This is a genomic window from Paenibacillus sp. Soil766 (assembly GCF_001428105.1).
Taxonomy (GTDB): domain Bacteria; phylum Bacillota; class Bacilli; order Paenibacillales; family NBRC-103111; genus Paenibacillus_E.
In genome coordinates this window covers 53,714-71,545 of record NZ_LMSJ01000060.1, presented here as the reverse complement: position 1 = coordinate 71,545, position 17,832 = coordinate 53,714, and the positions used below count along the sequence as shown (strand labels likewise).

The 17,832-nt window shown below is 45.4% G+C and carries 22 protein-coding genes; 18 read left to right on the top strand and 4 right to left on the bottom strand.

The genetic code is table 11. The annotated features are described in order from the left end of the window. Window positions 1-64: 64 nt before the first annotated feature. Window positions 65-520, bottom strand: a complete 456-nt coding sequence (locus ASG89_RS34250) for a hypothetical protein (protein WP_057315815.1) — start codon at window positions 518-520, stop codon at window positions 65-67. A 231-nt stretch (window positions 521-751) separates the two neighbouring features. On the opposite strand from ASG89_RS34250, the gene ASG89_RS34245 reads away from it, so the two are divergent. Beyond that, on the top strand, window positions 752-1,516 hold the full coding sequence (locus ASG89_RS34245) for an SDR family oxidoreductase (protein WP_057315814.1): 765 nt from the start codon (window positions 752-754) through the stop codon (window positions 1,514-1,516). Window positions 1,517-1,668: 152 nt separating this feature from the next. After that, a complete protein-coding gene (locus ASG89_RS34240; RefSeq protein ID WP_057315949.1) occupies window positions 1,669-2,151 on the top strand; it encodes a CcdC protein domain-containing protein in 483 nt (160 codons plus the stop codon). A gap of 418 nt (window positions 2,152-2,569) precedes the next feature. On the opposite strand, the gene ASG89_RS34235 is transcribed toward ASG89_RS34240, so the two are convergent. Both ASG89_RS34235 and ASG89_RS34230 read right to left on the bottom strand, forming a co-directional pair. Continuing rightward, window positions 2,570-3,151: a type II toxin-antitoxin system PemK/MazF family toxin gene (locus ASG89_RS34235; RefSeq protein WP_057315813.1), complete on the bottom strand. Its 582-nt coding sequence runs from the start codon at window positions 3,149-3,151 to the stop codon at window positions 2,570-2,572. 27 nt (window positions 3,152-3,178) lie between these two features. Beyond that, on the bottom strand, window positions 3,179-3,379 hold the full coding sequence (locus ASG89_RS34230) for a hypothetical protein (protein ID WP_057315812.1): 201 nt from the start codon (window positions 3,377-3,379) through the stop codon (window positions 3,179-3,181). Between the two features lie 348 nt (window positions 3,380-3,727). Here ASG89_RS34230 and ASG89_RS34225 point away from each other — a divergent pair, with 348 nt between their 5' ends. After that, window positions 3,728-4,891: a YhgE/Pip domain-containing protein gene (locus ASG89_RS34225; RefSeq protein ID WP_057315811.1), complete on the top strand. Its 1,164-nt coding sequence runs from the start codon at window positions 3,728-3,730 to the stop codon at window positions 4,889-4,891. A gap of 24 nt (window positions 4,892-4,915) precedes the next feature. Then, the gene (locus tag ASG89_RS34220; RefSeq protein WP_057315810.1) at window positions 4,916-5,503 is read left to right on the top strand and encodes a TetR family transcriptional regulator; all 588 of its coding nucleotides are present in this window, start codon (window positions 4,916-4,918) and stop codon (window positions 5,501-5,503) included. Between the two features lie 93 nt (window positions 5,504-5,596). Here the strand turns inward: ASG89_RS34220 and ASG89_RS34215 are convergent, their stop codons facing one another. Further along, on the bottom strand, window positions 5,597-6,280 hold the full coding sequence (locus ASG89_RS34215) for a TetR/AcrR family transcriptional regulator (RefSeq protein WP_057315809.1): 684 nt from the start codon (window positions 6,278-6,280) through the stop codon (window positions 5,597-5,599). Window positions 6,281-6,473: 193 nt separating this feature from the next. Between ASG89_RS34215 and ASG89_RS34210 the strand changes: the two genes are divergently transcribed. From ASG89_RS34210 to ASG89_RS36920, 14 genes are all read left to right on the top strand, one after another. Next, window positions 6,474-7,271: an SDR family NAD(P)-dependent oxidoreductase gene (locus tag ASG89_RS34210; RefSeq protein WP_057315808.1), complete on the top strand. Its 798-nt coding sequence runs from the start codon at window positions 6,474-6,476 to the stop codon at window positions 7,269-7,271. Between the two features lie 166 nt (window positions 7,272-7,437). Further along, entirely contained in the window at window positions 7,438-8,145 is a 708-nt protein-coding gene (locus ASG89_RS34205; RefSeq protein WP_057315807.1) for a flagellar biosynthesis protein FlgA, read from the top strand. 33 nt (window positions 8,146-8,178) lie between these two features. Further along, complete coding sequence (locus ASG89_RS34200) at window positions 8,179-9,414, top strand: AAA family ATPase (RefSeq protein WP_057315806.1); 1,236 nt, start codon at window positions 8,179-8,181, stop codon at window positions 9,412-9,414. A 23-nt stretch (window positions 9,415-9,437) separates the two neighbouring features. After that, window positions 9,438-10,949, top strand: a complete 1,512-nt coding sequence (locus tag ASG89_RS34195) for an ATPase, T2SS/T4P/T4SS family (RefSeq protein ID WP_063868291.1) — start codon at window positions 9,438-9,440, stop codon at window positions 10,947-10,949. Continuing rightward, the gene (locus tag ASG89_RS34190) at window positions 10,946-11,878 is read left to right on the top strand and encodes a hypothetical protein (protein WP_057315805.1); all 933 of its coding nucleotides are present in this window, start codon (window positions 10,946-10,948) and stop codon (window positions 11,876-11,878) included. Before ASG89_RS34195 ends, ASG89_RS34190 begins: the two co-directional genes overlap by 4 nt. A gap of 13 nt (window positions 11,879-11,891) precedes the next feature. Next, complete coding sequence (locus ASG89_RS34185) at window positions 11,892-12,791, top strand: hypothetical protein (RefSeq protein ID WP_057315804.1); 900 nt, start codon at window positions 11,892-11,894, stop codon at window positions 12,789-12,791. A gap of 22 nt (window positions 12,792-12,813) precedes the next feature. Continuing rightward, window positions 12,814-12,963, top strand: coding sequence for a hypothetical protein (locus ASG89_RS37270; RefSeq protein WP_171628621.1), 150 nt, complete (start codon window positions 12,814-12,816; stop codon window positions 12,961-12,963). 16 nt (window positions 12,964-12,979) lie between these two features. Beyond that, window positions 12,980-13,126 carry a hypothetical protein gene (locus ASG89_RS36925; RefSeq protein WP_157276916.1) on the top strand — a complete coding sequence of 49 codons (147 nt, stop codon included), beginning with the start codon at window positions 12,980-12,982 and terminating at the stop codon, window positions 13,124-13,126. Then, window positions 13,123-13,548 (top strand): hypothetical protein, encoded by a 426-nt coding sequence (locus ASG89_RS34180; protein WP_057315803.1) that lies wholly within the window; start codon window positions 13,123-13,125, stop codon window positions 13,546-13,548. Before ASG89_RS36925 ends, ASG89_RS34180 begins: the two co-directional genes overlap by 4 nt. 43 nt (window positions 13,549-13,591) lie before the next feature. Beyond that, window positions 13,592-14,047, top strand: a complete 456-nt coding sequence (locus ASG89_RS34175; RefSeq protein WP_235550034.1) for a hypothetical protein — start codon at window positions 13,592-13,594, stop codon at window positions 14,045-14,047. A 657-nt stretch (window positions 14,048-14,704) separates the two neighbouring features. Continuing rightward, window positions 14,705-15,886, top strand: coding sequence for a M24 family metallopeptidase (locus tag ASG89_RS34170; protein ID WP_057315801.1), 1,182 nt, complete (start codon window positions 14,705-14,707; stop codon window positions 15,884-15,886). A 466-nt stretch (window positions 15,887-16,352) separates the two neighbouring features. Beyond that, window positions 16,353-16,574 (top strand): DUF1806 family protein, encoded by a 222-nt coding sequence (locus ASG89_RS34165; RefSeq protein ID WP_235550033.1) that lies wholly within the window; start codon window positions 16,353-16,355, stop codon window positions 16,572-16,574. After that, on the top strand, window positions 16,571-17,278 hold the full coding sequence (locus ASG89_RS34160) for a PIG-L family deacetylase (RefSeq protein WP_057315799.1): 708 nt from the start codon (window positions 16,571-16,573) through the stop codon (window positions 17,276-17,278). Before ASG89_RS34165 ends, ASG89_RS34160 begins: the two co-directional genes overlap by 4 nt. Before the next feature lie 6 nt (window positions 17,279-17,284). After that, window positions 17,285-17,449, top strand: coding sequence for a hypothetical protein (locus ASG89_RS36920; RefSeq protein ID WP_157276915.1), 165 nt, complete (start codon window positions 17,285-17,287; stop codon window positions 17,447-17,449). Window positions 17,450-17,832 lie beyond the last annotated feature (383 nt).

Sequence of the window (17,832 nt, the reverse complement as noted above, 5' to 3'; positions counted from 1 at the left end):
GCAAACCTGCTTACTTCGCATAAGGGAAATTTCCAGTACTATCTTAGTTTGATGGTTACAAACTTTATCCAGAAGTGGTTGCCCTTTTATTAAGTATTCTTTTGATTAACAATCCTATACCTAGTCCCAAGAACATCCCTAGAAGCCCTAGCCATACCGCGCCAAGAATATCACGTGAGAACATTACGCCTATTGTTCCGAAATAAGCACCAAATACGACAGGAACAACTGAATATGGTTTTGTTGTAACGCCTCCTGCGTCTTTGTAGGCATCCCAAATGGCGAACATGTATACACAAGGGTAAAACATTAACCATTGATAATTCGCCTGGGCAATAGATTCACCTATGTCACCGTGAAAGCTGGAAATTATAACCTTGTTTAAATTGGATTGACTGTTGATTATAAATTCCAAGCTAACCAATAAAAGACCTTTCATAAACCTGCCATTGAGGATTTGACCGAATCCTGGAAAAGCAATGCTCCAAAGTATGACCTCTATCCCGCTAGATTTACCCATTCCCTTCCCAACTTTACATTTACTTTTGATCGTCCCTGTACAACCGATAAGCCTGCTAAGAGAGCATTGCGATTATAACATCAATTGGATATTTATAAGGTATCCAAACGCCATTCGGTTATACGGTGACTTCATCAATAATTCGTTGATTGAATAAGTGAGCAACATTACAAAATTTACCTTGTGTTATAACTATCGTGTTAGTAATTCACACAGGAGGAGATTAAAATCATGACTAGATTAAAGGGTAAAGTTGCTTTGGTTACGGGAGCAAGCCGGGGGATTGGACGTGCCATTGCGACACGTTTAGCGCAAGAAGGTGCATTAGTAGCTGTTCATTATGGCACGAACCGAGAAGCGGCGGAAGAAACAGTACATAATATTGAGCAGAATGGAGGGACTGCATTCACGATTGGTACGAAACTTGGTTCTTTAGCAAGCATTCAGACACTTTATAACAAATTGGATGAGTTGTTGAAAGAACGTACAGGTGACACTCACTTCGATATACTAGTGAACAACGCAGGGGTCGCCCTAGTAGCACCAATTGAGGAAACAACGGAAGATGCATATGATAATGTTATGGACATTAATGTAAAAATGCCGTTCTTCCTGACTCAACAGGCTTTGCCACGTTTACGAGACGAAGGTCGAATTATTAATTTGTCATCCTCTATAACAAGAATTTCCCTGCCTGCCATTCCTGCTTACAGTATGACCAAGGGGGCAATCAACACACTAACGCTCGCTTTATCCAACCAACTCGGCCCACGTGGAATTACGATCAATGCGATCCAACCTGGATTCGTTGCCACGGATATGAATGCCGCCATGCTGCAAGATCCTGCCTCTCAAAAATATGGTGCTGATTTTTCTATCTTTGGAAGGTGGGGGCAACCAGAAGATGTCGCGGATATAGCTGCTTTTCTAGCTTCTCCCGACAGCCGCTGGGTAACTGGGCAATTGATTGATGCCAGTGGGGGCTCTCATTTGTAAAGTTGCTTGCTGCGCCGCCGTTTATGGACAACTTCTGAACTTATGCGAAAATGACGATTGTCACCTCGAACTGATGACTTGACTCACTTTTGGAGCACTCCGTTAAAGGAGATAATATGATTATAAAATCCTTTAAGGGAGTGTTGGTTACTATGAATTCAACAGTATCCATGATGATTTCGGCCTTAATTTTCTTTTTTATCCTACGTGGACAATTAAGTGGCATGAGTAAACCACTTAAAAAATCAGGAATAACATTACTGCTGCCTATCTTATACATTTCTACTTCGCTTATGCAATTGTTCGATCCAACTCTGCATATTCACGAGGGGCAAGTCATCATTGCCTTGTTGATCGGCGTAATTGTTTCGATTCCACTCATTTTGACGACCAACTTTGAAGTTCGAGAAAATGGCAATACGTTTATTAAGCGTAACAAAACGGTTTTTGTGCTGCTGATCGTGATCTTTGCACTGCGTTTCCTCGCGATTGCGACTATACATTCAATCGATCCAAGCACACTTAGTTTTATGTGTAACCTGATGACCTTTGGTTATATCGCAACTTGGCGTATCATTAGTTTTATAAAATTTCGAGGTGTCAGCTCTTCCAAGAAAGCTGTGCTGAGTGTTTAATTATCGCAGATAACAACAAGATGAAGTACAACGACAAGCAAGTCCTACATAATAAGCAGCCCTAAGGATTATAGCTTAAATTAGAGCAATTTGAACAAATGAATATGTTCTAAATATAGTTCGCAGTTTACAGGACCCTATAATTATCGCTATAAATTGGAAGATATATTACCATACACAAATAAGAGATATGCTATTAAATATTGAATAGTAATAATAGAAGGGTATTAAATTAGTTGTCTCGGCTAAATGATGTCGTATATTCCAACTCCTATATATTGTAAAACTCAGATCAATAGAGTTTTACAATAAGAAACAGGTGAAAGAAGATCTCGATCGGTGCCAGGCACTAATACAAGCTATACAGGATAATTTCTGAACATAAAAAGCTAGGCGCCAGTTATGGACACCTAGCTTATTAAGTAGCAGCAACAACCACACGCTCTCCGTCTTCACCCTCAGCTGCTAAGTCAAGGTTGTCGATCAAGAGATCTTCAAGCAGTTCCATGCGATCAGCAGGGACTACTTCTTTTTGTTCCAACAAAATGCCTTTATGTATGCTTATCAACTGACTGACATCAATATAGCGTTTAAGAATCTTTCCGGGCTCAATCTCACGAGGGAAGTAAACGAAATATGGATGATCATCGTCTAAGATCTTTTGATAGCCTGGTTTTTTCTCATCTCCTGGGTGAAACGTAAACATAGGTGCCACCATGATGTAATCATAATCATGGTGCTTATTAATCTTATCATTAGATATAATGACAACCCGCCGAGGCTTGATGCCAATCACCATTCTCTGCTGTTTAGCAGCATAGGTTCGTCCAATTTTCTTTGGAGCAAAGTCACCAACACGCTGAACAATGCTGCCGGTTGTAGAGTTCGGACCATCTTCTTCAAAAAAATAAAGAGGTCTATTTGTGTCAGAAGGGGAATAGAGCATAGCCGCTTCAAACACATGACCTCTTTTAATTTCGTGCCAATTACTTTTACTCATGTATCTCGTACTATTTCGTGCCAATTACTATTCCTCCTTGCCCCAACCATGAGGCTCGCTTCCGAATCCTCTTGTAGCTTTCGTCATTTCATTTGCAGCTTTCATTTCCTCAGATGTCATTGTACTCAATCGATCTTTTTTAACTGTCCTGCGAACTGGCCGTTGACGAACTGTCGTATCCATTGTCGCTTGTGGAGGCATTTGAAACACTCCCTTTTTTTTGAACATTCGCGTCACTCATTTCTACTAGAATAGTAGAAAGTGTTAGCAGTTAGTCATCTTATTATACAGCAAAGCAAAAGGATTGGGAATAATTTGTTAAAAATAGGATGGTCACACAATTTCCAAATGAAAAAGAGCCGCGCGTGGCGACCTTACTTGAAAAGTCTATTGTAATGAGTGTCAACAACTTTTCAGTCATCTGTGTGTTCAACTTAGAATTTAAGATCTTCTGTGCAGGTCGCTGTATAGATTCTTGTCGTTAGACTTTTGTAGTGAGTTGACAAAATAAACTAACTGCCTTATTATTTAAACAGTTGTTTTAAATGATTGTTTAATAATGAGGAGTGGTCAAAAATGGGATCGTCAATAGCGGCTTTTTTGAAGCCTGCAACAACCAAGGTAGGGATTATTACAGCGATTACGTTTCAGTTGCTGTTCAGCATCATATGGATGACGGGATATTCGGGCGTTTCGGATAATACGAAGAATTTGAAGATTGCGATCGTGAATGAAGATCAGGCAATGGGCGGCAAGGTTGTTCAAAACCTGCAAAGCAATCTCCCTTTCCAAACGGAAGTTATCGCGTCAAATGAAGAAGCACAGGATAAGCTTGATATGCGTGAAGTGCAGATGGTTATGCATATTTCAGCGGATTTTTCGAAGAAACTGCAATCGCCAGGACAGACAGCACCCATTACCTACACGGTTAATGAGTCCAATCCGTCTATGACGAAGTCAGTCATGCAAGCTGTCGCGGGGAACATTACGGCTACGGTAAATAAAGAGGCCGTGGCGTCAGGAGCATCGGCTGTCTTAACACAGATGAACCCACAGCTTCCGGCTGAGCAAGCGACTCAGATTGCACAAGGGTTAGCGAGTAAAGTAACTTCGGACATTCAAAGCACGAATAAAGTAAAGGATATGCCGAATCAAATGCTGCCGATGATGCTCGTGCTAGCTTCCATCGTTGGTACGATGATTATGGGAATGAACTTCAGTGTTACGACCAATCTTTTAGGTGCTTCTCTGACTAAAACTCAAAAAATGGCTGCACGTATTGCGATTACGGTGATTGCCGCGATTGTCGTTGGACTCATTAGTGCCGTCATGGTTGTTTCGTTGGGAGGGCATGTAGATAAAGGATTTGTTGCGCTTTGGGGCTTTGAATCGTTGTTCTTATTAACGTTTGCCTTGGTTGCTCAGATGTTTTTGACATTGTTCGGGAACGCAGGTATGCTATTTAACATTGCGATGTTATCTTTGCAGTTGGTCTCATCAGGTGCGATTGTACCGAGAGAGCTTCTGTCCAATTTCTATCATTCGATGAGTAATTTCTTCCCGGCAACGTATGCTGTGAACGGGTTGATGAATATTTTATTCGGTGGACCTGGTGTTGGCAGCGAAGTTGGCTTTTTATTTGTTATCGCTGGGGGAGCGCTTGTCATTGATATGTTGGTTGTATTTGCGAAAAAGGCAAAGACAGCGCCAGTGGTAGGTCGTGTTCCATCAAACGCTTAACTAAGAATTAGGAGGGCGCTAGGCATGGTTCATCAAGAGTCAGATATGAAAATGAAAATTCTTTTGGCCGCGAAAAAGCTGTTTGCACAGCATGGATACGATGCGACTAGCGTTCGTCAAATATGTGAGGAGGCCGGGGCCAATGTGGCTCTGGTTTCCTATTATTTTGGTGGAAAAGAGAGCGTTTTCCATGAAATATTTAAACAGTTTTTCCCTGTAGATAAATTAACGGAGTATTTTAAAGTAGAAGATCCGCTTGAGGGCATCCAACTGGTGATTAGAGAAGTTGTCAAACTTCGAAATGAAGATCCGCAGATGATTAGCATGATTCAAATGGAGATTATTACGATTACCCCGCGTGTGGACAAAATGCGGGAGCTTGTTTTCCCGTTGTGGAAAAAGGTTCGTGAATTATTGGACAAGGGTAGACAAGCTGGGCTCTATGAGTTTGAAGCGCTGGATAGTACGCTTATGTTTGTGTTGGGAGCTATGTTTTTTTACAAGCAGCGAGAGTTCTTCGAACCGATGTTTACAGAGGAACGGCCTGATTTGGAGACGTTGATTGGACAAACGACCACATTCATCATGCGTGCGCTCGGATATAACAAATAGTGGGGATCCAGCTATAAGCTGGGTCTCCTTTTTTCTGGCTTGACTCAAGAACAATATCGCGTGGTGACGATGAAGTTAAAGCAATGGAGATTTTTAGTCAAATTTGGGAGAAGGATCACTAGGATTTGCGGTGTGAATTCCAAAAATCGTTTGAATTAAATCTGACAACGTCTGATCATATACAACCCTCGCGGTTTCATCATTATGAAGATGGCCGCCTAAATAAAGGTGAATCACGCCATGTAGAGAAGTCCAGATCTTGAAGATGACAAGAGTCAGGTCTTGGACCTCTATAAGCTCTTGCTGCACGGCTTCCTCTAGGACATTCAATACTTGCTTTAAAGCAGTTACTGTACCCTGTAAGCTTTCTTCATCCTGTTTGAAAGTAATTGCTCCTCCGAACATCATCTTATAATAACTTGAATAGTTCACTCCGAAGCTCCAATAAGCACTTCCGAGGTCCCACAAGCTTTGTTGGGGATTATTTTGTTTTGGAACCACCTCGAAGGATTGGGCTAGTAGCTTGCAGCCCTCTAGATATAACTGTTTAGCCAATTCGTCCTTACTTCCGAACAAACTGTAGATAATCTTGGTTGAACAGGCCATCTTATCCGCGACCCGACGAACGGTTACCGCTTCCGGTCCACCTTCTTGCAGCAGAATGGCTGCGGCCTCGACAACGTTTTGTTTTAAGTTTTCTGTATGTTGAAGTCTTGCTTCTTGATAAGTTATTGCAATTCGAATTTCTTTGGGAGGCTGTACGGTATGGTTATTCATAATCACTGTCCCGTCATGTTTTTTCTAGGAAACAATGTTTCTATTCCTGTTTTGTTATTGTACTTCCTGGTATTATGAGAGTCAATTTCGAAAAAACAATTAATTTTATTGACATAAAACAAAGGGGATAATACAATTGGTCATATTGGTAACAATGTTACCTTACGGAAACTATATTACTAAGGGGCTGAGAATGATGCAGTTACGAAATAAATGGATACTTATTACTGGTGCTTCTTCGGGTATTGGTGAGGTGTTCGCGAGAGATCTTGCTAGTCGGGGGAACCATTTAGTTTTAGTTGCTCGATCGGAGGATAAGCTCAATGCTCTTGCGAAGCAGCTTAAGAAGGAGCACGGAATTAATGTCGAGGTTATCGTGACCGACTTATCCCAAGAAGGGGCGCCTGCCCATCTATATCAGGAATGCCAAGATCGCCAATTGGATGTTGATGTGGTCATCAATAATGCAGGTTTCGCTACTCATGGTTATTTTGAGCAAGTTTCCGGCGCGCGACAGCGTGAGGAAGTGATGTTAAATGTAATGGCAGTTGTTCATATCACACATCTGTTCTTGCCAGGTTTGTTGCGAAAGGGGAATGGAGCGGTCATTAACGTTTCTTCCACTGCGGCTTTTCAACCAGATCCTTACATGGCTGTATATGGGGCTACTAAGTCTTTTGTTTTGTCATTTACGCAGGCACTTTGGGAAGAAAACAGAACACGCGGTGTAAAATTCCTTGCTCTATGCCCGGGGGCAACGCAGACCGACTTCTTCAATGTCGTCGGAACAGATGAGGCCTCTGTTGGAAAAAGAAGTACTCCTGAATATGTCGTGAAAGTAGCACTGCAAGCTTTGGAAAAGGGACAAACCTACGTCGTTCCTGGCTTTCAGAATTATATGACCGCACAACTTTCTCGTCTATTGTCGAGTAAACAATTGCTTCGTCTTGTAGGCGGATTGCTCCGCCCTCGTAATAAAGTGAAAGTTTAGATTGTAAATAGATGTTGAAAATTGGAAGTTTATGTGATACTTTAAATATATTGTTTCGAACTTATGATGATATAGTTTGATTTGCGAAGAACGCAAATTTCGGAGATGATCTCTCCGGGGTTTGCGTTTTTTCGCGTGCTTGTAGCTGAAGGAAGGAGGTGATCGATTGAATCGCAGGAGAAGCCTGCTAATTAGCGTGGTTGCTGCATTGCTGGCTGGGTTGCTCGTATACGGAGTGTATGTGTTGCAAGTGAATCAGGTCGAGCTACAGCAGACGGTTCAGGTTGTGGTGCCGAAGGATTTTATACGAGCGGGGCAGTTTATTCATGACGATATGGTCGAGTTCAAGGCGATTCAGAAAGGTAGCTACACATCGAGTATGATGACGAAGCTTACGGATGTTGTTGGACAGGAGTCCATGATTCCTTTAGGTACAGGGGAGCCTATTCTGAAGTGGAAGTTGAATCGTTATCAACTCCTTCCTAATGAGCAACAGGCAACTTTTCAAATTCCCAAAGAGTATCTACTTACGGTTTCAAATGGGATTCGTGCAGGTGATCGGGTTCGTATATACGTGTCGGGGAGTGATGGCAGTTCACGCAGGTTGTTTAATGAGAAAGAAATTACGGTGGCATCTGTGAAGTCATCTGCCAATGTGGAGGTAGACAACCCGAAAAATTCTAATCTGCTATCCAAAGCCCAGGGTGATGAGCAAAAGATGTATACCTCCCGATTGGAGGCCAATGGTGCTATAGATCAGATCAATTTGAATTTGACGGAAAATGAATGGTTACAGATCGATCAATTGTGCTCGGCGAAGAAGGCGAAGCTGGTCATTGCTTTTAGTTCCACATCGATTCAAGTCCAGGAATAGCTTGTAATTTGGCATAAAGAGAGGTGAAACCCAGTGCAAATCGGGCTAGTGTCGACAGATCAGCGATTAATTGATGAGCTTACGAATGTGGTATATGCCAAACCGCTCGGGTGGCGAATATTTGCCGAGGCGAATGATTTACAGCCTAAATCAATGGAGAAACCTTACACTCATGTCATACTTTCGGATCGAGAGCTTTCTTACGGGGAGCTAGAGGAGTTTCTTGAAGGCATGCAGGGGCAGGAACCAACGATGAAAATTATTGTGTTACTTTCGAATTATCATGATGCTTCCATCAATGAGAAGTATGTGAAAATGTGCAGGCTGATGAAGCTGGATTATATCCTCCCAGGACGCAGCACGGCTGTGATTGCGGATGAAATACGCGCATGGGTTGATGGGTCAAACGCGAGTCAATCTAATCAAGCGCTTTCTGGTAAACTCATTACGTTTGTCGGCTCTACACCGAATATTGGGACGACGTTGGCGTCGTTTGGGGTGGCTTGTACGCTAGCAATGGAGACTTCGAAGAGGGTTGGTTATCTCTGTTTGAATCTCAAAAGCTCAAAGCTTCATCGGTATTTGGGGCGTGAAGAACTTCTGTTTACCTTAGATGGCTTGAGAGCGGAACTGAAGGCTCAAAGCTTAACGCCAGAAAGGTTGCTCCACGTGTGTGATAGGCCGAAAGAAGTGCATGGTCTACATATTCTTTATGGCAATATGCTGCGTGAGCAGGCAGAGTTCTTCACACCGTCAGAAATTATCCATTTGCTGCGTGTGGCGCGAGGCGCTTTTGACATCTGCATCATCGAAGTTAGCGCGTATTGGGACAATGCGGCAACCGTAAGTGGGCTGCTAGAGGCAGATAGCAAAATTGTCGTCACGACAGGTGATATAGCCCATTTTCAGGAGGATTTCTCGAGGTGGATTAGGCAGGTTGGATCTGTATTTGGCTTGCAGCCGGATGCTTTCGAGCTTATGGCAGTACAAACAGATCGGCATGCGAAGCAAAGCGAGTTCACGATCAAAGATATTCGCAAAGAAACGCAGCTTCACTTAATTGGACATGTCAGTCGACACGGGGATGCGCTCGCGCGTTGCAACCAAGGGAAGCTGATGGAACTGCTGAACCCAGCGCACCCCATGCATCATGAAGTGAAAGCTGTCGCGCGGAAATTTGTTGATTTTTACAAACTGCCCGAGAGGACAAGTGTGCGGCAGGAAACATGGTTCCAGAAGCTTATCGCCGGCAAACGTGCGGTTAGTTAAATAAATCATAAGGAGGGTAAGGAGTGAGTGGGAAAAGGTTTTCGATGATTACCTACATGCATGAACGTAGGACGGAAGAAGCTGTTGGTGGATGGAGTCGCTACCCGACATTACACGCAGCTGGAGCTAATGATCCGGGCGATAGCATGGTCGAACGGACTACCGAAATGCGCGGGAACGAAAGTAGTCAGGATCAAGCGGGCGCCAGTGAGGAAGCCTTTTTCCAGCAATGGGTGCAGGAGATTCGCAGTGAGCTGGTCGCCTTGAAAGGCAGATCAGAGACGGAAAAACAACTATATAACGAGACGTTGAATCGCGCCATTCTGGGCTATGAAGAGGATCGTGGCAAGCTGCTGGCCATTATTCACGATCTCGTGTCGAAAAGGAGACTTTCGGACATCCCGCCTCGGACTAGTGGGTATACGACGTTGCCTGAAGCGATTTTTGCCGAAATTATCGGCTTAAATGTCCTTGAACTCGTCCTCAAACAGAAGGAAGGCTTAGAAGAGATTCAGGTTGTGGGGAGGCGGATTTTTGAAGTGCGAGGAGGAATGGCGACACCTTCATCTTACGAGCTTCCATCCGTCCGAGAATTAGAGCGAATCCAACAAAATTTAGTGTTGTTTAACCACGATACCCTCAATCCTAGAAAACGTTGGGCGGAGGTTGTTCTGCAGGATGGGTCGCGTGTGACGATGACGGGCTTCGGATTTACGGCTGAACCCACCTTAACAATACGTTTCTACACGGTCAAAAGATTTGATTTAGCCTCGCTTGCCTCCCCCGATTTGGCCACGATGGATTCCCACATGGAAGTTTTACTTCGTTGTTTCATCCACACGTATTTCAATATGGTCGTCATTGGACCGACAAATTCAGGAAAAACCAATTTAATGAAGGCGCTCATTGCCGAAATGAACGATAACGAACGAATTATCACGATTGAATCCCGATTTGAGTTGAATTTAAAGCGAGATTTTCCACATAAAAATATCGTCGAATACGAAATTGACGAGGAAGATCCGAGGCACTCGGGTTTGCAGGCTTTTAAGCTAGCATTGAGGCAGTCTCCGAAGCGCATATGTCATGCAGAAATTAGGGATGAGGATGCTAATTTATATGTTCGTGCTTGTACTCGTGGCCATGAGGGCAGTTTGACGACGGTCCATGTGAGTGAGCTGGAAGATGTACCGGATGCGATTACTGACATGTGTATGTTGGATGGCAGAGGGATGGATTCGAAGCGTTTGACGAAAAGGATCACGGAATTTGTGACACATATCGGCATTGAAATGCAGGTTGTTCACGGGAAACGAAAGATTGTGCGAATCGTCGAATACCGCTATGAAAATGAATGCGTTTTCGTCACGAATCTAGCACTTTATGACAACTCGACAGACAAATGGACATTTCCCGGGAAATTGTCGCTTCATGCATCGCGAAAAATAAGGAAGACAGATCGGGTACAGCATTCGCTGTTGATGGAGCACGGATTAATCGAAAATGAAGGGAAAGAAGGCGGTTTTGAGCCGTGAATTTCGCCAAATATGTCTTTCTCTTGTTGTTATTTGTGCTCGTTTATGTCGTTTTTCAAGCTCTACTAGAGCTGCTTATTAGACAACGCAAGGCAAGGTTCAGGCTGCACTATGTAAGAAATGCCACAGTTAGCGCGAGAATTACCACTTATTTGGAGACACGGGGCTGGATATATAAGCATATTAAAGAGTTGCTGGAATCCGTCGAATCTAGACTAAGTATGCAGGCCATGCTGACGATAAGTCTAATTGGGTTGTTATTCGGCTTGTTGGTTGGATGCATGTATTTTCAAACCTTAAAAGGCGCACTTATTATGACGATGATTGGTGCTTCGCTACCGTATTTGCTGCTTCGGGTGAAGTTGGTAAGCGTCCGTTTGCGAACGAGGCTAGAGTTTCTTCCGGCTGTTGAAGTGTTTTTTCAGTCTTACATGATGGACCCTAATCAAAATATGAAAATTGCACTGAAGTATTGTATAGAGGAAAATCGTATTCTGTACCCGATTAAGCCGGTTTTCGAGCAATTATATCGTCATTTAATGACGCAAAGAGATACGGAGGAAAGTTTGCGAATTTTCAACCTGGCGCTTGGTCACATCTGGGCGGACTATTTTACAGGGATCATGCGAGTGGCCTTGAAGGAGGGAAGCTTTGTCGGAGATAGCTTGAAGGAACTGATCACCGACATGCGGAAAGCACAGCGTTTTGATCAGATGGAAAGAAATCGACTGCTGGAAATTCGCATTGCCAATTTTACACCAATCGGATTTATGGTCTTATTCATGTGGATTAACTTTAAGGTAAATGCGGATAACGCCTATTTATATTATGTGATTGATCCTACTGGTCGGAATATGATTTTGGATGCACTTTTACTGATTTTTGTATCGTTTCTGATGGGGATTTACTTGTCTATGCGAAGAATGTGAGGAGGTGAATGCTGTGGTTATGGTCAATACCCAGCTGTTAATGCTGCAGTACGCTTCGCGTTTGCTATTATTTATTCTTTTTATCATTATGATCTATCAGGGGCTTAAGCTCATACCGCACCGCAAGAGAAGATGGCGATCTTTCCAGGTAAAAAGCACACTAAAAGAGGCCGAAATCCCCCCGTTGTTGTATAAAATGCTGGGCATGAGTACGAAAGCGGTGGAGGCGAAGCGCCAATTGTTGCTAGGATGTGGGATTTGGCTGAATGCGAACCTGTATGAGGGTGCGAGAAGATTGCTTTTAGCAGGGACAATGCTAGTAGGCGGTATGGGATATGCAGCTTTCGAGCGTCCTTGGATCGCTTTGCATATGCAGCCTGCGTATGTGTTAGTCGGATCGGCAGTCGTGTCGATTTTTCTTATATGGGATGGCAAAGTACTTGCACAGCTCAAAGAAAAGCGCTCACAGCGCATTGTGAAGGATATTTATGCGATCAGCCGGCAGCTCTTATACTACAATGAGTCCAAATTGAATCTGCATGACAAATTGTCCTTATGTGTCGGTCAAACGACATCGATTCGACCTCATGTTCAGCTGCTGCTCAATGAATGGTATCAAGGGGCCGAAGAGGCAATTTCCCATTTTAAAAAGAGACTAGGAACGGAAGAAGCCCATAGCTTTGGCGAGACGCTGAATGCGCTCAGATTGAATGAGCATGGGGGCTATTATGAGCTGTTAAAACAACGCATTCAGGATTACAAAGTGAAGATGGCGTTGATTCGAGACAGCAAGAAGGAAACGGTATCGTATGTGCTGTTTGTACTTGCGGGTCTGCCGATTCTGAATACGTTCCGGGTGTTTATGTACCCTTGGATCGCCGAAGGGCAACGATTATTTGATGCAATTAACTAACATGCGATGGGAGAGTAAGAAAATGAGGAATATTTTAGTAACAGTGATGATGCTAATTGTGGTTGCTTTATTGTTTACAACGATTATCAATGATGGATCGACAGGAATGCGAAGAAATATCGGGACTCACGGGACGACAGCGAATACGAATATAACTGCACTTACCCCATAGAGATGGCAGGTCATGTATGAGGTCTATTCTTGTAACGGTCCTGTTGATGATTGTAGTTATCGGCATATATATGGATGTTGTTGGGGGAAGTACGGGAACTCGCAGGCAGGTTAGTGATAGCGGGGCTAGAATTAGTGGATCTATTGAGCGGATTAATCCATGAAGCAGATTTTGGTGTTTATTTTATTTGCGACAATGCTCTGTTGGTTCATGTTCGCGCCAGTGTATAAACATATCATTATTGTGCGGCAGGCGGTGCTGCAAAAGGAAGTTGATTATTTGCTCGAAGTAGGAGCGAATGGCAGCCATGGGTATATCAATGCAGCGATGATTGCCGAATCAAAGGAGCGTATGGCGGAAAGAGGATTCTCGGTTGATGAGCTTGCCTATATGGTGGCTACCAGCTCAGGTGTTGGTGGCATGGATGCAAGCTCGCCGGTCTGGCGAGGCACGGGCTTGCGGTTAACGATTACGTATCCGTATCAGCGGCTTTTTGTCATTGATCAGCTTGTCGGTATTTCGGTGCCGCTGGTTACGGATCGAATGGGTGCGACGGGCATGAAGATGAGTGAATATGTGCCGTGAGAGTTGAGGAAATGGCGTGTATAAGCTGCTATTAATGGTGTTAATGAGTGTGGTATTTATGTCGTTGTATGGCCTTCAAACGGATGAAGAGCTGGCTATGCATACCGTGTTTCAGGGGAAACATGGGCTGAACCATGCGGTGCATGCGGCTGCTCAACAAAGTGACCCAGTGAAGCTTGCACAAGGGATTCATGGGATTGATGAGACGAAAGCAAGAGAGGCTGCGATGGCCTATTTGCAGGCAAATTTACGCTTGAATACGCAGAACGAGCCCTTGCCGGATACGTTTTTGCAGAGCACGGTGGTGGTTGAGTTGTTTAAGGTTGTTAATGAGGGAGAAATATTTCCCTATACGTATCGAGATGACAGTCGGGATTACTCAGTTACCCTGGAACGCCCTGGCGTTATTATGTTTATTCGGTTGGAATTTCCGCGAACTTATATGGTGTTGCAGCCGATTACGTGGACGATTAAATCTGCTGCGGAGATGGTTTATTGAGGTGGGCGAGTGGGGGGAAGGCAAGGTAAGGCAAGGCGATGAGGCAAGATGAGGCAAGATGAGGGAAGAAAGGGAAAGGAAAGGAAAGGAAAGGAAAGGTAAGGCAAGGCAAGGCAAGGCAAGGGAAGAATAGGTGAGACGAGGAAGAGGGGCTGCCTGGCTCAGCTGGTTCCGTTTAACTGGAAAACATACAGCTAATTCGAGTTAAAATGCCGAGTATTGGAGTATAGATGGAAAAAGTACAGGTAATTTCGTCGTAACGACTCATTTACGCAAGATTCGAGGGAAATAGCTGGAGGAAATCCAGTTATTCTGCAAATGAGCCCAAAAATGACCAAATTAGATACAGGAAATCCATTTATTTTTTGCAACAACAACAACTTCAGCAACTGTTATAACTTTTACAACCAACTTCTGTAACATCTACAACACTTCAACATGCTGCTGCATCTTCTACAACTTTTACTACTTCTGCCGAGCCTAGCCTATCGCCCTGGAGTGAGGGTGATATCTCGTTATAGATATCGATAGAGATATAAATATAAATATAAATATAAATGTAGCTAGTGGAGATAAAGTACCGTTAGAGCGATAAAGGTTATTTAGATGTATAATGGAGGTGAAGTGTTAATCTACGGCGTATAGGAGTCGATTGCGATGACGATTTTTCAGCAAAGGCAGCAGTGGCTGCAAGATGAGATGCGTAAGCGAGGGTGGTCAGGGTTCCTGGTCACACACAATGTTGATATATATTACTACTGCGGCTCCATGCAGACAGGGTATTTATTCATTCCGACGGAGGGCGAAGCGATCTATCTCGTCCGTCGTAGTTTGGTTCGAGCGGAGGAGGAAGCGGCCGTCGAAGCGCTCGGCTCTTGGAAGACGCTCGGCGAGCGGCTACGCGCTCGCTGTGCGGGAACTGACGCAGCGGCCGTTGCGCCGCTGCGTATAGCGACGGAGCTGGACGTGTTACCCGTCCAGCTTTATGTAAGGCTGCAGACCGCGCTGCCCGGCGCGGTCTGGGAGGACGGCTCGCTGCTCGTGCGAGAGCAGCGCATGATCAAATCGCCGGACGAAGTCACGGCGATTCGGGCGGCAGCGCGCGTCGTCGACGACGCGCTGGAGGCGGTCATCCCCCACATTCGTGAGGGGATGGCAGAGGTTGAGCTGATGGCGCTCATCGAGCATCAGCTCAGACTGCGCGGGCACCAAGGGCTGATGCGCATGCGTGCGTACAATTCCGAGTTAATCACCGGAATGGTCGCATCAGGTGCATCGGCAGCGGTGCCCACCTATTTTGACGGGCCGGCCGGGGGCACGGGGCTTCACCCGTCCAGCCCGCAGAGCTCAGGCCGCGCGTTGATTCAGCGCGGCGAACCGATCCTCGTCGATATTGGCTGCACCATCGACGGCTACTTGATCGATCAGACGCGTACGCTCGTGATCGGAGATCTAGACCCTGAGCTGCAGCGAGCCTACGACGTGGCGGAGGAAGTCCTCCGTGCCACGGAAGCCAGGCTGCAGCCGGGCACCATCGCCGAGCATCTGTATCTGCTCGCGCTGGATCAAGTGCAGGAAGCTGGGCTGAGCGCCCATTTCATGGGGTACGGCGCTGACCAAGTGAAATTCCTTGGTCACGGCATCGGGCTCGAAATCGACGAACTGCCCGTTCTCGCCAAGGGCTTCAAATACCCGCTGGCACCGGGCATGGTCATCGCGATCGAGCCCAAGTTCACCTTCCCTGGGCGAGGTGTCGTCGGTATTGAAGATACGTATCTGATCACCGAAGGTGGATACGAGAAATTGACCGTATCCCATGGTGGAATACGGCGTCTATAAGCGTGAACGGAATGTGTATACGCTAACTCTTGTTATACGTTCCGCTTATTCCCTTTCGGTGCTTTGTCATGCAGTACAAAAAAAGCTGCTTAGAAGTAGATGTATCTACTTCTAGGACAGTTTTTCAACATATAAGTGTTTAAATGTTTCTGGGTATCGGTCATCCAGTTTCACGGCTTTACTAACAGGCTGCCAGCTCAGTTGTCGCCCACCCATTCGGATAGCTATCGCCTCATTCAAATTTTGCACAAGCTGAGCGGTAATGCGATTAAGACCTTCTATCTCTTTAAGCGGTGGGCAGTTTTCTACGTTATTGTACACATTTATGTTACAGTATAAGAGCAACAAAATCCTGTAGAAAAGAGAGTCGACGCTGATGAACATCATAGATAAAGATCAGGTGGCAAAAGAACTGCAGACCTTTGTCGGGTCTGAAGTTTATGTGCATAGCGAAGCGACGTTATATATGTTTGTTCGCAATTTTAAGGTGAGCGTGACGCATGCGTTCATCGCGGGGGAGGGGCCATATCGGGCTGCGCTCCGTTACGACGGGCATGGCTGGCTTCGCATGGAGGCACTTACGCATTATGAGGTTGACGGGCACGGGCGCCTGCTGCTAGCGGGGTATGACGACCGGGGCAGAATGAATGTGGCGCTGCATCTGGGAAAGGAGCCTTTTCCAGAATGAACATGACAAACAATCAAGGAAAAAGACTGCTCGCAGTCTTCGCGCATCCAGACGATGAATCGTTCATTTGCGGCGGTACGCTGGCCAAATATGCAAGAGATGGCGTGGACATCACGCTCGTGAGCGCGACGCGCGGCGATATGGGACGACGCATGGGGAATCCGCCGTATCTTAACCGGGAAACGATGGCGGCGACCCGTGAACTCGAGCTTAAAGAGGCTTGTGAGCACTTAGGCGTGCAACGGCTGATCTTTTTCGATATTCGCGACAAAATGGTGGAATTCGCCGACGAAGAGAGTCTCATCGCGCGCATCGCAACGCTGATTGAGGAGGTGCAGCCAGATGTAGTCCTGACGTTTCACGAAATGCTGGGCGGACATCCGGACCACTGCGCCATCGGCAAAGCGACGACGGCGGCATTCCAGCGAATAGGGCAGCGGGGTTCGCTGTACTTCATTTCCTTCGGTGACGCGATGGCGCAGCCGGAGCGGTTCGGCTACACGCCGAAGGAGATCGCGCGTATCGACGTGCAAGCGCATCTCGAAGCGAAGCTCGCAGCGTTCCGCGCACATCGCTGTCAGACTGAGATTGATGAATGGGTCTGGCTGCCGGATCAGGAAGCGCTGGCGCGGTTTGGGCGCTATGAATATTTTATGAAGTGGGATCGAATGGTTGCGGTAGGGTCAGGAGACGATTTGTTCTAGGTAACAGTGAGAAGGCGGATTGTGTTGACCGTCATCTGGATGGTGTTTGTGCTGTTCGTGTCGAGCCTGACGACAGCCTTTTCGGCAGAAGAGGAGGCAATGGCGTTTCAGCTTCAGAACGGCGTGATTGAAATAGAGGTTATTCGTGCGGAAGCTTCAACAGATCACTAAAGATCCACGGTTCAGCCGTCCTATCAGGACGAGTGCATGTATCCAATCTAAAAGAGAAGAAAAACCAAGGGGACGTGCAGAGGCACGTCCCCTTGGTTTTTCGCTAAATAGCTTCGCATTTTCTGCATAACTATCTGGATATCTGGATAGCGCTGGTGAGCAGATAGCCGCCACCGCTATAGACGGCCTGTCCGTAATATCGCCCCAAAGATAGCTCAATTTTATAATTTTCTATCTCTTTAGCATTCTCTACATGCTGGAAAACCTTGATATGACAAGGGTTTTCAGTTTTTTTATTTCTGCAATACGATAAAACAACGATTGGTGAAATCGGGAGGTTTACGAATGAGGAAAGCGCTTTTATGATAAATTCAGAACACGCC